This is a genomic window from Aminobacterium sp. UBA4908, assembly GCF_002398115.1.
Taxonomy (GTDB): Bacteria; Synergistota; Synergistia; order Synergistales; family Aminobacteriaceae; genus Aminobacterium; species Aminobacterium mobile.
In genome coordinates, this window is record NZ_DHCG01000012.1 from 1 (window position 1) to 15,193 (window position 15,193).

Sequence of the window (15,193 nt, forward strand, 5' to 3'; positions counted from 1 at the left end):
TTTTACGATTAACAGGAGGGGGTGACACTAAGAGCTGAGGAATAGAATTTTAGGGATGTAGGTCAGGAAATGAGCTGGTTTTGACTGCAAGGTGTACTAAAAAGGAGGGAATTTGTAAATGAATTCTAAGATGCTCAAGGCACTAACTCTCGCTTCTCTCGTTGTTTTCCTCGCTGGGACAATGGCTTCTGCCTGTACAACCATTCTGGTGGGGAAAAAAGCTTCTACTGACGGTTCCGTTATGGTCACCCATACGTGTGATGGCTGGTACGATAACCGGGTTCAGATTATTCCTGGTGGTACCCATAAAGAAGGGGAAATGACCCCTGTCTATAAAGAAATTTGTCACGGGACTCGCCCCGATAAGCCTCTTGTAAAGGTTGGGGAAATTCCTCAGGCTAAAGAGACGTATACCTATTTCCATGTAGGGTATCCTTTTATGAACGAACATTCTCTCATTATAGGCGAGGATACATGGAGTGGCCGAGACGAAAACTATTGTGATAAAGGCTGGTTCATGATTGAACAGCTAGAAGTTTTCGCTCTTCAGAGAGCTAAAACCGCCCGTGAAGCCATCCAGGTTATGGGCGAGCTCGCAGAGAAATACGGATATGGTGATGGTGGCGAAACGCTGACCATTGCAGATAAAGACGAAGCTTGGATGTTCGATATTTGTGGCCCTGGTCCTCTCTGGACTCCTGAAAGTGGCAAACCTGGCGCCGTATGGGTCGCTCAGCGTGTTCCAGATGACTGCTTCGCCATGGCAGCGAACCGCTCTCGCATCGGAGAAATCAAATGGGACGACAAAGATAACTTTATGTACTCCAAGAACATTAAAGACTTTGCCAAAGAGATGGGCTGGTGGAAAGAGGGAGAAAAATTCGTCTTCCATAAGATATATAATCCTGAACCCTACGGGACCCCTTATTATCAGCAGCGCCGCGAATGGGGCGTTATGAGACTCCTTGCTCCATCCCTCAAACTGGCAGAAAATGCAGCTGAGATGTATCCTCTTATGGTTAAACCCGACAAAAAGCTCTCTCCGAGAGACCTCATGGCCGTGAACCGAGACCATTATGAAGGCACTCGCTTTGATCTCACGAAGGGGATGGCTGCAGGGCCCTTTGGGAATCCCAATCGTTATCCTACGCCCAAATCAGTTCGTCCTGAAAACATGAAGAACGTAGACTGGACTCGGGCTATCTCCATTTTCCGCTGCTCCTATAGCTTTGTAGCACAGGCACGAGACTGGATGCCAGAAGCCGTTGGCGGCGTACTCTGGTTTGGTGAAGATGCACCTCACTCCACAGTCTATATGCCTATTTATGCCGGCGTGACAAGTCTGCCCAAGAGCGTTTCCGAGGGCAAACGAGCCGAATTTGATCCTGATTCTGCCTACTGGGCCTTCAACTTTGTTTCTAACTGGGCCGACTTGAGATATGATCGTATGATAGAAGATATTAAAGCTGCGCAGAAATCCTATGAAGACGAGTTCTTTATGATGCAGCCTCAGATCGAGGAAAAAGCGCTGGCGCTCTATAAGGAGAATCCAGCGAAAGCCAAAGAATATCTCACCAAGTATACTAACGAAACTATAAACAACGTTGTGGACGGCTGGTGGAAGCTCGGCTGGACACTGGTAGGGAAATATTCTGACGGCTATGTCACAACCCCTGACGGGAAACAGGAAGCTCCTGGATACCCAACAGAGTGGCTTGAAACAGTTGGATTCAGCAAGGATGAAGCTGAGCCTAAGAAATAAGAACTTTAGAAATGATAAGAGGCTGCCGTAACGGCAGCCTCTTATTTTCCTTGGGCTAAACGAACTATGTAATTCAATGGCAAAGGGAAAGCAACTTCAGGAGAAGGTCCCACAGCCTCTCTCGTTTCATCAAACTCCATTTCATAGAGTAAACGGCTGATCTCTAATTTTAGAGGATCATCTGTCTCATAAGGGATAGAAAAACGACGATACCCAAACTGTTCGGCAAAAAAACCCAAATTAGGGTCCCCTTTTACTTCCATCATCGCCTTCATAAAATGAGACAAAAAATCTTCATCATCAAAGAAAGGAGTTACACTGGTCAGTACAATAGATTTAAAACTCCCTAAAAGCATGGCGCGGTTCCAAAAATTACAGAGAGACATACCGGCCCTTATACCGCGACTTTTTTCTGTTTCACGAGCTACTAAATCTTCCATAAGCTCGGAGTATCCAAACACTGCAGTAAACCCAAAAGATAACCCTTTCCCCCGTCCAGGAATAATCATCCGATCTCGCAGAAAAGGCCCCGCAAAACCGAGACGTGGGCTCGATACATAAAACAACTCACTTTGTAGAGCCAAAGAAAGGTTCGCCAAAGTTACAAGTTCGCCACTGTACATATAGTTCACTGATATGGGACGATAGTCTATGCCTAAAGGCAACCAAGAGACCACATCCATATCGAGATTCACATTCCAATATGGAAGAGATTCCAACATTATCATCCCTCCTCCTACAAGAAAATCCGAACAACGATATCTCAATCACTCCACTCTCTCAACCGCTTTCTTACGAGTTTGATATACTTAAAAAAAATGAACGAGGAACCATTATGCCGCATAAATCATCTTTTCTGGAAAAAGAACCTGTTCTCCAATTAATTTCAAGACTTTCCCTACCCGCCATAGTAGGCATGATAGCTCAAGCACTTTACAATGTGGTAGATGCTATTTTCCTGGGGCAGGGAGTAGGGATGCTGGCCATTGCCGGAGTTTCTGTAGCCTTTCCAATACAAATGATTATTATAGCCACAGCTCAAATTATTGGAGTGGGAGGCGCCTCTATTATCTCACGAAGTCTCGGAGAGAGGAACAGAGAAAAAGCAGAAAGAACTCTTGGAAATCTTATAGGAGCCTCTATAATTTCCAGTTCTTTGCTTGCAATCCTTGGGAACACTTATTTAATCCCCATTCTTCGTCTTTTTGGCGCTACTGACGCAATACTACCTTTTGCTTCGACATATATGAGAATATTGTTTTTAGGATCTATCTTCTTTGCCTTTTCCATCGCTTGCAATAATACTGTAAGAGCGGAAGGCAACGCCCGTTTTGCCATGGGGACCATGCTTATATCTGCTGGTATTAACATTGTACTTGACCCTATTTTTATATTTACTTTAAAAATGGGAGTCAAAGGTGCGGCTATAGCGACAATTATAGCTCAAGCTTCCTCGGCCTTATGGTTGGCATGGTATTATTTTTTTAGAAAAAGTGAAGTCCGCTTTAATCTTATCCACCTCAGACCCTATCCGTCAATTCTTCATGAAATGGTTCTAATAGGTTTTGCTGCCTTTGTTCGCCAAGGAGCAGCCAGCCTTTCTCTTATCGTCATTAATCGCCAGTTAGCTCTATGGGGGAACGATGCGGCTATTGCCGCTGCCGGCATTCTTTCCCGTATAACCCAATTTGCCCTTATGCCTATTTTCGGCCTTGTTCAAGGACTTCTTCCCATTGTTGGATATAATTACGGAGCTCGTCTTTTTTATCGCGTGACAGCCACAATGAAGTTGACAATTCTAATCTCCACTATAATTTGCTCCATCGCAGCAACCTTTATGTTTTGGGCCCCCGGAATGCTTCTTTCGCCTTTTACATCCCATACAGACGTTCTCCGCATTGGCATTAAAGCTTCTCGTTTTATGTCTTTAGGCTTTCCTTTAATAGGTTTTCAAGTCATGGCGTCCGGTCTTTTTCAGGCTATAGGCAAAGCCCGCCCTTCTCTTCTGTTATCCATGCTTAGACAAGTACTGCTCCTCGTTCCGCTTGTCCTCATCCTTCCCTTGTTAAGAGGCCTTCAAGGAATATGGATTGCTTTTCCCCTCTCCGACATTTTTGCCGCTATAATAACGCTGTTTCTCTACATAAAAGAAGTAAAACAGCTTGAATATTGCTATACCAACCATAATAAGACATCGTGTCATAAAGGAGAATAAGATCGTGGATTTCATAGTAACGTGGCTTGTACAAACTATTGGACGTCTCGGCTATACAGGTATTATTTGCCTCATGTTTTTGGAATCTTCTTTTTTCCCTTTTCCTAGCGAAGTCGTGGTCCCTCCTGCTGGATACCTCGCTTCGATTGGAGAAATGAACCTATGGCTTGTTGTTCTTTCTGGCATTATAGGAAGTATTTTAGGCGCTCTTTTCAACTACTGGATTTCTCTCCGTTTCGGCCGGCCTTTTTTTGAAAAATACGGACGATACTTTTTTATCAGCAAAGATACACTTGATAAAGCTGATCAATTTTTTGCTCATCACGGACATATCAGCACATTAATAGGAAGACTTCTTCCAGGAATACGCCAATATATATCTCTCCCCGCAGGACTTTCTCGAATGCCCCTCCTCCCCTTCTGCTTCTTTACAGCATTAGGTTCTGGGCTGTGGGTTACTATTCTAGCTTTAGTAGGATACTGGGTTGGAAATAACAAAGAGTTAGTAGGACAATATCTTCACTCTGTTACTATAGGGGCCACTATTTTTTGCACTGTTCTCGCTGTAATCTACGTACTTTACATGCGGAAAAAAGGGAAGACAAAATAAGGAACAGCCCCCAATCGTGCCTCCAAATGTTGGACCTTCTGTTCAACTTTTTGGGGCTACTCTAATAGGAGGCTGTTCTTTCGCACCTTAAAGGAACATCGCTGCAGTAAGGAAGTGTGTAAACATAGCTGGATTCTGTTCTATCTGACTTCCACAAAAATCCCCAGTCCGCCGTGCACGTTTAAGGAAATCCTTATTACCTTCACGACGGTGGAAACGGAGAAGATTCATCACTGCCACGGAGTTCCCCGAAATTGTAGCGCCATCTTCTATATCTTTAGGATTGAAAAAAAGCAGGCTTTCTTTACGCTGAGACATGAAATAGCCACCATGCTCCTCATCAAAAAAACGTCGATTCGTCTCATCTAGAAGCCAGCGAGCCTTCTTCCCATACGTTGTATTCCCAGTGGCCTCCTCTAGCTCTAACAACCCCCAGATCAAGAAAGAATAATCTGAAAGGAATCCTTCTACTCCTCCCTCTCCCTGAACGATGCGATGAACCACACAGCCATCAGAAGAGACAGCTTTCGCTAAAAGGAAATCCGCCGCCCTCTTGGCTTCCTCAACATATCGAGGCTCCTCAAAAACCCGACCAGCATAGGCTAACGCGGCGATCATCAATCCATTCCAGTCTGTAAGAATTTTTTCATCCCTATGAGGGCGAACCCGTTCATTCCTCATATCAAAAAGTTTCGCACGAGCTATCGCCAACTGTTTCTCTATCTCTTCCAAATCCATATCCACGTCTTCTGCAAGCTCAGGGAAAGAGAGGGGCATATAAAGAACATTTTGTCCTAGACGACTCCCTGTCATTTGCTGGTATATATTCCCCTTACGCTGTATGCCATATGCCCGAATAAAAAGATTCGCTTCAGATGCCGGCATGACCTGTCGAATTTCATCTTCTGTCCAAAGGTAGAAACGACCCTCCAGCCCTTCGCTATCTGCGTCCTCTCCCGTATAAAAAGCACCACCTGAATCTCTCATATCGCGCAAAACATAAGTAGCAATGTCCTGCACTACTTTCGTGTAAGAATCTTGTCCCATTAATTCCCATGCTGACGTATAGGCAACCATAAGCAAAGCTTGGTCATAAAGCATCTTCTCAAAATGAGGGGCTCTCCATTCCCGATCAGTAGCATATCGGGAAAAGCCACCCCCAATATGATCATGAATCCCTCCCATAGCCATGCGGTCCAGGGTTTTCTGAACCATCTCAAAAACTTCCTTCTCCCCAAAAATCTTGCTGTACTCAAGCAAAAACAAAATAATGTGAGGAGTGGGAAACTTGGGGGCATCAAAAAAACCGCCCCCTAGGGGGTCAAAACGCTGCCGAAGCTCTTTATAGGCTTCCATAACAGTTTTCTGCCCTGGGCATGCTCCTCTGCTCTCCACATGGCTTTTTTCCAACGCCTCAATAATACTATCGGCTGAACGAAGGACTTCTTGCTGTTTCATAAGCCATAACCACTTAACACGGGGAACCATCTCTACAAGTCCCGGAATATTTTTTATCGTCCTTTTAGGAACATACGAAGTGGCAAAGAAAGGTTTTCCTTCTGGCGTGAGGAAAAGATTGAGAGGCCAGCCGCCACTACCGTTCATAATAAGGCTCACAGCCATACACGCATTGTCAATATCGGGACGTTCCTCCCTATCTACTTTTATACAGACACATGCATCATTAAGAAGAAGAGCGACTTCGTCGTCATTGAAACTTTCCCGCTCCATTACATGGCACCAATGGCAGGTAGAGTATCCAATACTTAAAAAAATAGGTTTATTTTCCGCCTTTGCTTTTTCAAAGGCTTCTTTCCCCCAAGGATACCAATCTACAGGATTGTAGGCATGCTGAAGTAAATAAGGACTCTTCTCTTTTATGAGTCTATTTGCTTTTCTACCCATATAATCACCTCAGATAAAACTACTGCCGCAAATGGAAAGATTAGGGCGTCAAGGGCAACGCCTTAAAACAAGGTAAGGATATCTTCTATTTTTTCAAAAGTCTTCCAAGCTCCGGAAGCTTGCAATTCTTCTCTAGAAAAATTCCCCGTCGAAAGCCCTAAACCTCGAACCCCTGCAGCTACAGAAGTCATCATATCCAAATCTGTATCTCCTACATAAAAAATCTCTTCTGGATCAGTTTTGAGAAGCTCCATGCTCTTATATAGGATATCGGGAGCTGGCTTGGGGTTCTCAACATCCTGAATACCGATAATATACTCAAAAAAACCTTCAAGTCTCTGCGATTCCACTACAGGTCGAGCATTCTGACGATTCGAGGCTACAGCAAGTTTTATCCCTTTTTTCTGGAGAGATTTTAAAAGAGGAACAGTACCTGGGAAAACTCGAATTCCTGCGTACTCCTGCTCTACAAAAAATCCTCGATATCGAACAAGCCAATCTTCTTCGAAACGTCCCCAAAGAAAAAGCCATCCATCCCGAATAGGCATCCCTATAGTTTTAAGTACCTCTTCCCTCGTAACAGGTCTCAACCCTTGCTCTTCTGCTAAACGATTCGTGCATTCTGTAATCGCATAGCTACTATCAGCCAATGTCATATCAAAATCGAAAACAACCGCTTTCACCACGTTCATACCACCTCAATGAAACTACCTTTATACATATAGTTTATAGTTTAAAGAATCGTACCCCAAGTAAATAAAAAAAGCAAAGAAAGCCATAGTGTCTGTAGCTTCCCCTGCTTTTATCAACACATTCTTCTACTTCTTCTACATCATTCGATGTGCTTAGAAAACGGAACGGCAAATCAACACTTTTTTCCCTATATACTCAAAATACTCTATAGAAACTACATCGTTTTGAAATTTCATATTTTTTCTGACAAACAAGCTCATCTGATCGTTGGAAATTTCTATAAAAGATTCAGGATCCCTGGGTTCTCGACTCTTCACGAGAGCCGATTCCTCCTCCCCTCAAGCTCCCCTGTAATATCCCCAATCTAAATAGAGGGGTGCTGGAAGAGTTTTCATATATTCGAGAGCCGGCGCCGAAATGACCAACGTGAGCCTCTTCTCCTTTTCTGTTTCCGCCCAGGCTCCGGCAAATGCTCCGAGAAAAAGGCTTCCCAAAATAATCATAGAAAAAATAATTCTTTTCATTTTATCCCTCCTTCTCTTACACTTTATGTAAAGTATATCTCAAACCGCCTTCTTGTTACTAGAGGAAGCTGAATATTAGGGTAAAATAAAACTATCGTATTATATTTGCTGTAGGAGGGATTTCTTGTGGGAACACAACCCAGGGTTGTTTTATATCGTCATATTTCTGAACTGGAAAAGGAGCTTCGTTCCCCCAAAAGTCTGGATGCAACATCAAAGGTTTTCTTCGTCCCCACAAGCCGCGATAAAAAACTTTTACAAGACATTCTACTGCCCCAAGGAGCTTGGGGACACTCTCAGCCAGCCATATGGCGATGGGAAGACCTCACACAAAATATAGTTAGAGTCCTTCACCAAAAAGGCATTCGAGTAGAGCCTCGCCGTCAAATAGACCCTCCAGATCATTGGCTTATTATTCGTCATATATTGAAGGAATATCTTGAGGGATGCCCTGAAAATTCACCATTACCGCCGGGGGTGCGTCAACCAGGCTTCGCTTCTATATTAGGAGCTCATTGTCGAGAACTCCTCAGAGAGGCTATTCAACCTGAAACCCTCGGCCTTTCTCTTGGATGTTCAAGGTGTACACCCACTTCCTGTCCTCTCGAAAAGAGTGGGGAAGGGGTTCTCTGTCTTCTTTATCACCAATATGTACGCTATCTTTCTGCCTATAATCTTATGGATAGTGCACAAGTACCTCTTGTCACTCTTGAACTTCTCGAAAAAGGCGGAAATATATCTCAAGAATGGATAGAAAAACAGAACTTTCTTTTTGTAGGATTTCTCAGCTTCAGCTCAAGCCAGAAGGTACTTCTATCAGAGATAATGAACATTGGTGGCCATGTCTCAATATTTTCTCCCACCACCGGAATAAAAAACCTATACACAACAATAGATCAATTCCCTTGGGGTACCCTTGAATCAACGCCTTCTTCTCAAACGACAGGCTGCATTCGAGTAACTGCCGGATCTCCTCGAATGGAAATTGAGGTTTTGGCAAGAGAGATGGTGCTTTGGCACAATCAAAAGGGATATTTTTCTGTAGCTGCCCCTGAAAGGAAGGCTCCTTCTTGGGATTCAACAGGCGTGCTTATAGAAAGAAGTTCCCTCTCTTTAACAGAGGAAGTATTAAAACGTTACCGCATCCCCTACAGCGTTAATGAAGGGCTTACTGTGGATCAAACTCCTCTTTGGGATCTGGCTCAACGAATATGGGAAGTGGGTGAAGAGTGGTGGCCTCTTGAAAAGACATGGTCTCTCCTCAGAGAACCCTGTTTAGCCGGGAAAGAACTACAAACTCCTCCTCCACCAGATATTTTCTCTCTTAGCGAGGAGGGATGGAACTATTTTCTCCAGCAAAAAGCTCCCGAAAGAGGAGTGGGATCCTTTAAAAAAATGGTCTCTTTTGTAAAGAAGCTCCGAACTGGAGGAACGCCTTCCGACTTATTGCAAGCTCTCTATTCTTTGGCAACAGATGCTCCTTCGTGGGGACCAGAACTCTCTGAATGGGCCATAAATCATCCCGAACTCGATGAAGCTCTTCGCCGGCTCAATGCGGCTTTACGAGAAACAGAACATAAAATAGAAAACCTTGCAGAAGTGGAGAACAGAATCGGTCCAGCAGGGCAAGATACTCTCTCTAACGGACATGCTATGACATTTTTGTGTCATTGGGCATCTGTAGCTACCATATGGCTTCCCCCATCTGTAAAAGGAGCACTTGCTCTTTATGTAGGAACTCCACCTGTCCTGACCCAACGGTCTCTATGGATCATGCCAGGCCTTACTGCTGCAGTTTGGCCTGGAAAGCTCAGTGAGTCCCCCCTTCTCCCAGATCACCGCAAAGCAATACTTCACGAAATCACCGAAACAGAGAGGGGACATCTCCCCCTTCTCAAAGAAAAACGGCAACAACGAGAGGGACTTTTTCGTCGGTTACTCGCCTGTGGAGAAGAAGCTGTTATTATAAGCTCTCCTGCAGCCGACTCCTCAGGACGCCCCTTACCGGTGACCCCTTTTATGGGCAATGCTCTTCTAGATGGATGGATAACGCTACCTCAAGACATAGATCCTTTAGAACGTTCTCTCAGCAAACTTTTGCCAGGAGAGGATGATTTTATTATAGAAAAGGTAGAGATCCGAGAGAATGCATACCCTTTTCAGGGGGCTAAGCGGCAACTTCCTGTTGATCATCATATTGCACCCCAGCCTCTCCATGGGCAACTCAGCAAACTTGATGATTACATAAATTGCCCGTTCCGTTTCTCCTGTACAACTTTGTTCGACATAAAAGGGCCTGCCTCCTTCGGAGCTGACCCGCGAAATATTGGGTCCGCCCTCCACACTCTCTGGGATAAAGTTTGGAACGTCTATCTAAAAGGAAAAGAACCTCTTCCATATCTTGTCCCTTCTTTTTGGGAACAAGCTCTTCAGAAGAGTTACCCACAACTTTTAGAGTCATCATATCTGGTGCGATATCGAGAAAACCTCCTTTCTCAATGCCTCTCTATGGCTGAAATTCAGCAATCTATAGAAGAGGCCGGGCTTGCTGAATTGCGACAGCAACAGTATCGTGAAAAAGATCTCCCCGTACTCACCATAGGAGGAGTCCCCTTCACGGGACGTGCGGATCGTATTGAATATTTACGAGATGGACGGATTCTCATCTTCGATTATAAACTTGGGAAAAGTAATGGGCGAAATAAAAGCTTGCAACTTGCAGCATATGGGCTAGCTCTTCTTGAAGGAGAAGGAGTCTTGCCGGCGCCAATACAGGAGATTAGTGGAACTATCTATATATGTCATGAGGATTGCACTCTTACTGGCTATATTTCTTCCGGCGACCTTCAATGTATAGTGGGGGTAAAAAACGGGCGGGATAACATGGGGTTACAAAGGACTATGAACGAAGCTAAACAAGGATTGAAGGAGATGGCACAAAGCCTTATCTCCACACAATATCCTCCTCGCTATAATTCAGATGTCTGCCGATATTGCTCTCTTGCACAACTATGCCGACGCTCAGAACTATCAGGACGAGGAGAAGAAAATGACGAAGAATAACCACCTTGAAACCTTCCTTAGATCTCAAACAGAGCTAGGACAATTTCAGGCTATTACCGCTGACGACCCCCTCGTGGTTGTAAGCGCAGGTGCTGGTACTGGTAAAACATGGACCTTGGCTTGGCGCTTCATTTGGGCTATCGCCACAGGTCGAGCCAAAGTAGATGAAATTCTTACTTTAACTTTTACTGAAAAAGCAGCGACCGAAATGTCTGAACGGATTAGAAGCTTGCTCTTGGACCTTTCCAAAAAAATACCTTCGTATAAAAAGATCTTTTTAGAAGCTGCTCAGAGAATTGATGAAGCATATATCTCCACTATTCACGCATTCTCAATGCGAGTCCTTAAAGAAAGCGGGCTCTCAACAACTCTTGACCCCGAATCGAATATAGTAGCACCTCCACAAGAGGTTTTGTTCTGGGATGAGGGGGAGAAAGCCCTGGATCTCTGGGATAAACACTGGTTCCAACGACAGCTTCCCAAAGAGTGGTACGCAAAAGTCAAAGAGCTTCTGGACGATCCTCTTTTTATGAGCTGCGTCAACAATTTTGGCCCATCAGCTATAGTCGGAACGGCTCAAAGCTGCCTGGCTCTTTTCGCAAGCCAAGGACTATCGCCAGAAGATATATGGACTTGGGGCAATGAACTCGCAGATCGAGACGCATCCCTACTTCAATCCCTTAAACCTGTTATCTTTCAGCGATGGAGGGATGAATGGAATAAATTCCTTAAGCCGCAAGAAGGGCTTTTCTATTCTTTAACGGAACTAGGAAGGTCAAGTAAGACCCTGAGCCAACGAATAGAATCTCTCGAGAGAGATTGGAATACCTGTCCCTTAGATGAAAATCTGCCCACATTCATAGAATCATTAATTCTCTGCCTTAAGGGAGCTTCTGGCAAACTAAGTGATGAAATTGCGGAACATTTAGGAGAACCAGTGCGAAGCTACAGAGATCGTCTGAAAAAAGATGAACCTTGGCTTGAGGCTTATAGCAAAGGGATAGGAGAAAACGAACACGTTTACAGACGATATATTATGCAAATATCCGCTCTTTTCTGGAAAGGATGGGACATTTTTCGGCACAGGAAAAACCGACTCTCCTTTGATGATATGATTCGTTATGCAATAGAAGCCTTGGGAAATAGTCCCCACTATGCTTCTCGATTTAAGGAAATTCTAGTCGACGAATTTCAAGACACAAATCCCCTTCAAGACCAGCTCATTCAGGAAGTTTGCCAGGAAAACCAACGCCTTTTTATTGTAGGAGACCTTAAACAATCTATTTACCGCTTCCGCCATGCAGATCTTACCCTCTTCGGCTCCTATATTCGTCGAGCTCAAAGCGGAGAAGGGCGTTATATAGTTTTAGATACCAGTTTTAGAAGCCGAGAAAACCTTGTTCAGGGAGTAAACAGTCTTTTCGCCCTCCTTTGGAAGAAAGGGTTAGGAGAAGAGCTTCCCCTTCCTTACGACCCCTTAAAGGTGCCCCGACACCTTGAGTTCCATGAAGAACGGCAACAATGTACCGTTGACCCCCTTCTGTTATTTATAGAAGCAGGAGAGAAACAAGAGTCCATCGATGATGTACGACTCCGCCAAACGCGAAGGCTTGCTCATACACTTTTCTCCTATCATCACAAAAAACAGACAATCTGGGACAAGAAAGAACAAAAACAACGCCCTGTACAATGGAGCGATATGGCAATTCTTGTACCTTCTCGCTCCATATGGTTCCCTCTATTAGAGAAAGTATTCTTTGAGGAATTTCATATTCCTATATATTTGGAAGGCAGTACCAGCTACTTTTCTAGAAGCGAAATTCAAGACCTCATAGCTTTGCTGAATTTTCTAGATAATCCTGAGAGTGAAGCAGATCTCATGGGATTTTTATCTTCCCCCTTTTCTGGCCTTTCCCTGGAGGATGTTCGAAACTTGGCTTCTCAACATCCTGCCGGCTATCGAGTTCATGCTTTTTGTCAAGAATACCCGGAACTTGCCCTCATGATAAAAGATTGGAGACTCACAGCCCATCTCCTCGGTCCATCAGCCGTTCTCGCTTCTTTTCTAGAAAGAGGGGCAACCCTTCTGGTCTTTCCTGCATGGAAAAGACGCAGAGTAGCAGCCAACTTGAGGAAAGCAGTAGACATCGCACGAGAGTTCGAGTCATCTATAGGAACAAGCCTTCCTGGATGTGCCGCATACCTGAGAGAAGCGGTACGACGACAGGAAAAAGTAGAAGAAGCAGATTCTGCCGGAGAAAAAGAGGACGTTATTCGCGTTTTGACCGTACATGGATCCAAGGGATTGGAGTTTCCTGTTTTGGCTTTAATGGGAATGGAACGAACAAGCAATAGTGGAGAAAAAAGTAGCCTCACCCCCTCTAAGAAACTCGGTATTGCTTTAAGTCGTATTCCGGGAAATGAAAACGATAAAAGTCCTCTTACCTGGTCTTTAGCCAAATTATTAGAAGCTCGAGACGAATATGAAGAGTGGCAACGCCTCTTTTATGTGGCCTGTACCCGTGCCCGGGATAGTCTTATCCTCTGCGGGGCTCTTCCATCCAAAAAAGAAGGGCTTATCCCTAAAGAAGGATCTTGGCTGGAAATGCTTTGTAAAAAAGAGGGGGATATCGCTGCTTTTATACAGGAAGAAGACCTACCGACACTCTCCTCACCTTTTAATGAAGGCAAAGAGAAAGAACAAGAGAATGCTCCCATAGCCGTTCCATGCCCCGAGCAAAACTGTCTATTTCTTAGCAGAGTAAGCGCAACATCTTTTGCTCTTTATAGATATTGCCCCTACGCTTTCCGTTTAAAACATAGGCAAGGGCAAGAGCTCGTATGGGAACAGCCCAGCGATGAAAGAGATGAAGGAGGAACAGATCTTGGCAGCTTGGCTCACTATCTTCTCTCGCAATGGAATTTTGTAGAAGAACCAATAGAAGTTTTTTTCCCAAACGAAAATAACTGGCAGATATTCGGAGAAAAGCTACCTTCGGACCTTAGACCCATCTGGTTTCATAGAGGCGTTCCTCATCAGCTCTATACATGGCTTTCTACTTTCCAAAAGAGCCCAACTGTAGAGAGAATTCAAAAACATGCTGACACCGTCCTGAAAGAGGTCCCATTCCAACTCCATATTCCACAAGGGCCACAAATGGGAGGAGCTATCGATCTTCTTTGGAAGGAAGGAGATTGCCTCTTCATAAGGGATTATAAAATTACAACTATTTCGAAAGTGCCAGAAAATCTTTATAACGACCAAATTCTTTTTTACGGTCTCGCAGCTCAAAAGATCTTCGCGCCCTCTCGAATATCTCTTGCTTTATGGCATCTTCGAGAGGGGCAGGAAGAAAAAGTGGATACTCCCGACCCTCAAGGATGGGAGGAACTTGAGGAGGCTATCAAAACCATGGCAAAAGGAGGGATAGCGGGGCCTTTTTCCCCTCTCCCTGGACGTTGCACTCCATGCCCTTTCAAGCATGAATGTTCATGGCCGTCCAGATACGGTTGCTACAGCCTATAGAGACTTCCAGCTCTTGAATCCTTTCCCAACTACTTCGGAGGCCTCGTTAATAGACATAAAAGCATGGGGATCGTTCTCTGCGAGGAAACGTTTTAGAGCCACAACTTGTCGAGGCTCTAAAAGGGCCAAGAGGACAATTCGTTCCTTCCCAGAAAACCCTCCCTCTCCATGAAGAAGAGTTACTCCCCGATGGAGGCTTCCCGTAATAAACCCTGACACTTCATGGGGATGATTCGTAATAACAAACACTTGCTTCCGCCTGTCAAAGGAACGGGTCGTATTGTCGAGAACGATCCCATATATATAGAGAGCAACGACGCCATAAATAGTAGACTGAATTCCCACAACAAAGGCGGAAAGAAGCAGTATCACGGAGTTACACGATATGGAAAATTGCCCCATCTCTATGCCATAACGTTTACGAAGGGCCATACCCGGTATGTCGAGCCCTCCTGTAGATGCCCCCATTCTAAGAATTAGGCCTGCCCCAAATCCCTTTATGACCCCGCTAACAACTGCCGCCATAAATTTATCATTGAGATTAAGGAATGGAATAAACTCAAAAACTTTGATTAAAAAAGAAAAAAGAATAATTGAAAACAACGTCCAAATTACAAATCGAGGCGAGAGCTCTCGCCAGGCCCAGAGCATCAATATGGCATTGCCTATAAGAATAACCCAGGATGGTGAGATACCCCATACATAATTAGAGAGTACTGCAAGCCCTGAAACTCCCAGGTCAGGGAATCGATTAGGCATAATAAAAATAACCACTGCAAGGGCCATGAGAACATTGCCCACAATAACAGCAGCAAAAGTCTGCCACTCTGAGCGAAGAGCAGAACCGAGATGAAAAAGAGTTTTTTTTAACAAAGAAAAGAATTTCAATTAAGAG

At 44.4% G+C, this 15,193-nt stretch carries 11 protein-coding genes; 5 read left to right on the forward strand and 6 right to left on the reverse strand.

Going from position 1 to position 15,193, the window contains the following annotated elements; genetic code table 11:
• Window positions 1–118: 118 nt before the first annotated feature.
• On the forward strand, window positions 119–1,762 hold the full coding sequence (locus B4J50_RS08860) for a dipeptidase (RefSeq protein ID WP_024821572.1): 1,644 nt from the start codon (window positions 119–121) through the stop codon (window positions 1,760–1,762).
• Between the two features lie 41 nt (window positions 1,763–1,803).
• Here the strand turns inward: B4J50_RS08860 and B4J50_RS08865 are convergent, their stop codons facing one another.
• Window positions 1,804–2,484: a hypothetical protein gene (locus B4J50_RS08865; protein ID WP_286847502.1), complete on the reverse strand. Its 681-nt coding sequence runs from the start codon at window positions 2,482–2,484 to the stop codon at window positions 1,804–1,806.
• A 113-nt stretch (window positions 2,485–2,597) separates the two neighbouring features.
• Here B4J50_RS08865 and B4J50_RS08870 point away from each other — a divergent pair, with 113 nt between their 5' ends.
• Window positions 2,598–3,977, forward strand: a complete 1,380-nt coding sequence (locus tag B4J50_RS08870; protein ID WP_024821570.1) for an MATE family efflux transporter — start codon at window positions 2,598–2,600, stop codon at window positions 3,975–3,977.
• Between the two features lies 1 nt (window position 3,978).
• Window positions 3,979–4,587: a DedA family protein gene (locus B4J50_RS08875; protein WP_024821569.1), complete on the forward strand. Its 609-nt coding sequence runs from the start codon at window positions 3,979–3,981 to the stop codon at window positions 4,585–4,587.
• A gap of 87 nt (window positions 4,588–4,674) precedes the next feature.
• Here the strand turns inward: B4J50_RS08875 and B4J50_RS08880 are convergent, their stop codons facing one another.
• The 4 genes from B4J50_RS08880 to B4J50_RS08895 form a co-directional block, all read right to left on the reverse strand.
• The gene (locus B4J50_RS08880; protein WP_286847504.1) at window positions 4,675–6,492 is read right to left on the reverse strand and encodes a thioredoxin domain-containing protein; all 1,818 of its coding nucleotides are present in this window, start codon (window positions 6,490–6,492) and stop codon (window positions 4,675–4,677) included.
• A 62-nt stretch (window positions 6,493–6,554) separates the two neighbouring features.
• The gene (locus tag B4J50_RS08885) at window positions 6,555–7,178 is read right to left on the reverse strand and encodes an HAD family hydrolase (protein ID WP_024821567.1); all 624 of its coding nucleotides are present in this window, start codon (window positions 7,176–7,178) and stop codon (window positions 6,555–6,557) included.
• 159 nt (window positions 7,179–7,337) lie between these two features.
• Entirely contained in the window at window positions 7,338–7,502 is a 165-nt protein-coding gene (locus B4J50_RS08890) for a hypothetical protein (RefSeq protein ID WP_156923319.1), read from the reverse strand.
• 21 nt (window positions 7,503–7,523) lie between these two features.
• Window positions 7,524–7,709 (reverse strand): hypothetical protein, encoded by a 186-nt coding sequence (locus B4J50_RS08895; protein ID WP_286847508.1) that lies wholly within the window; start codon window positions 7,707–7,709, stop codon window positions 7,524–7,526.
• Between the two features lie 126 nt (window positions 7,710–7,835).
• Between B4J50_RS08895 and B4J50_RS08900 the strand changes: the two genes are divergently transcribed.
• Together B4J50_RS08900 and B4J50_RS08905 are read left to right on the forward strand one after the other, a co-directional pair.
• The gene (locus B4J50_RS08900; RefSeq protein ID WP_286847509.1) at window positions 7,836–10,772 is read left to right on the forward strand and encodes a PD-(D/E)XK nuclease family protein; all 2,937 of its coding nucleotides are present in this window, start codon (window positions 7,836–7,838) and stop codon (window positions 10,770–10,772) included.
• Window positions 10,759–14,298, forward strand: a complete 3,540-nt coding sequence (locus B4J50_RS08905) for a UvrD-helicase domain-containing protein (protein WP_286847511.1) — start codon at window positions 10,759–10,761, stop codon at window positions 14,296–14,298. The genes B4J50_RS08900 and B4J50_RS08905 overlap by 14 nt, the downstream gene beginning before the upstream one ends.
• Here B4J50_RS08905 and B4J50_RS08910 read toward each other — a convergent pair.
• Window positions 14,293–15,186: a YitT family protein gene (locus B4J50_RS08910; protein WP_245587076.1), complete on the reverse strand. Its 894-nt coding sequence runs from the start codon at window positions 15,184–15,186 to the stop codon at window positions 14,293–14,295. The two genes, B4J50_RS08905 and B4J50_RS08910, sit on opposite strands and share 6 nt — an antisense overlap.
• Window positions 15,187–15,193: the final 7 nt, after the last annotated feature.

Coding starts and splice junctions, on each gene's coding strand:
- B4J50_RS08865 (WP_286847502.1), bottom strand. CDS start 2,484: ATGTTGGAATCTCTTCCATATTGGAATGTGAATCTCGATATGGATGTG.
- B4J50_RS08870 (WP_024821570.1), top strand. CDS start 2,598: ATGCCGCATAAATCATCTTTTCTGGAAAAAGAACCTGTTCTCCAATTA.
- B4J50_RS08905 (WP_286847511.1), top strand. CDS start 10,759: ATGACGAAGAATAACCACCTTGAAACCTTCCTTAGATCTCAAACAGAG.
- B4J50_RS08895 (WP_286847508.1), bottom strand. CDS start 7,709: ATGAAAAGAATTATTTTTTCTATGATTATTTTGGGAAGCCTTTTTCTC.
- B4J50_RS08880 (WP_286847504.1), bottom strand. CDS start 6,492: ATGGGTAGAAAAGCAAATAGACTCATAAAAGAGAAGAGTCCTTATTTA.
- B4J50_RS08860 (WP_024821572.1), top strand. CDS start 119: ATGAATTCTAAGATGCTCAAGGCACTAACTCTCGCTTCTCTCGTTGTT.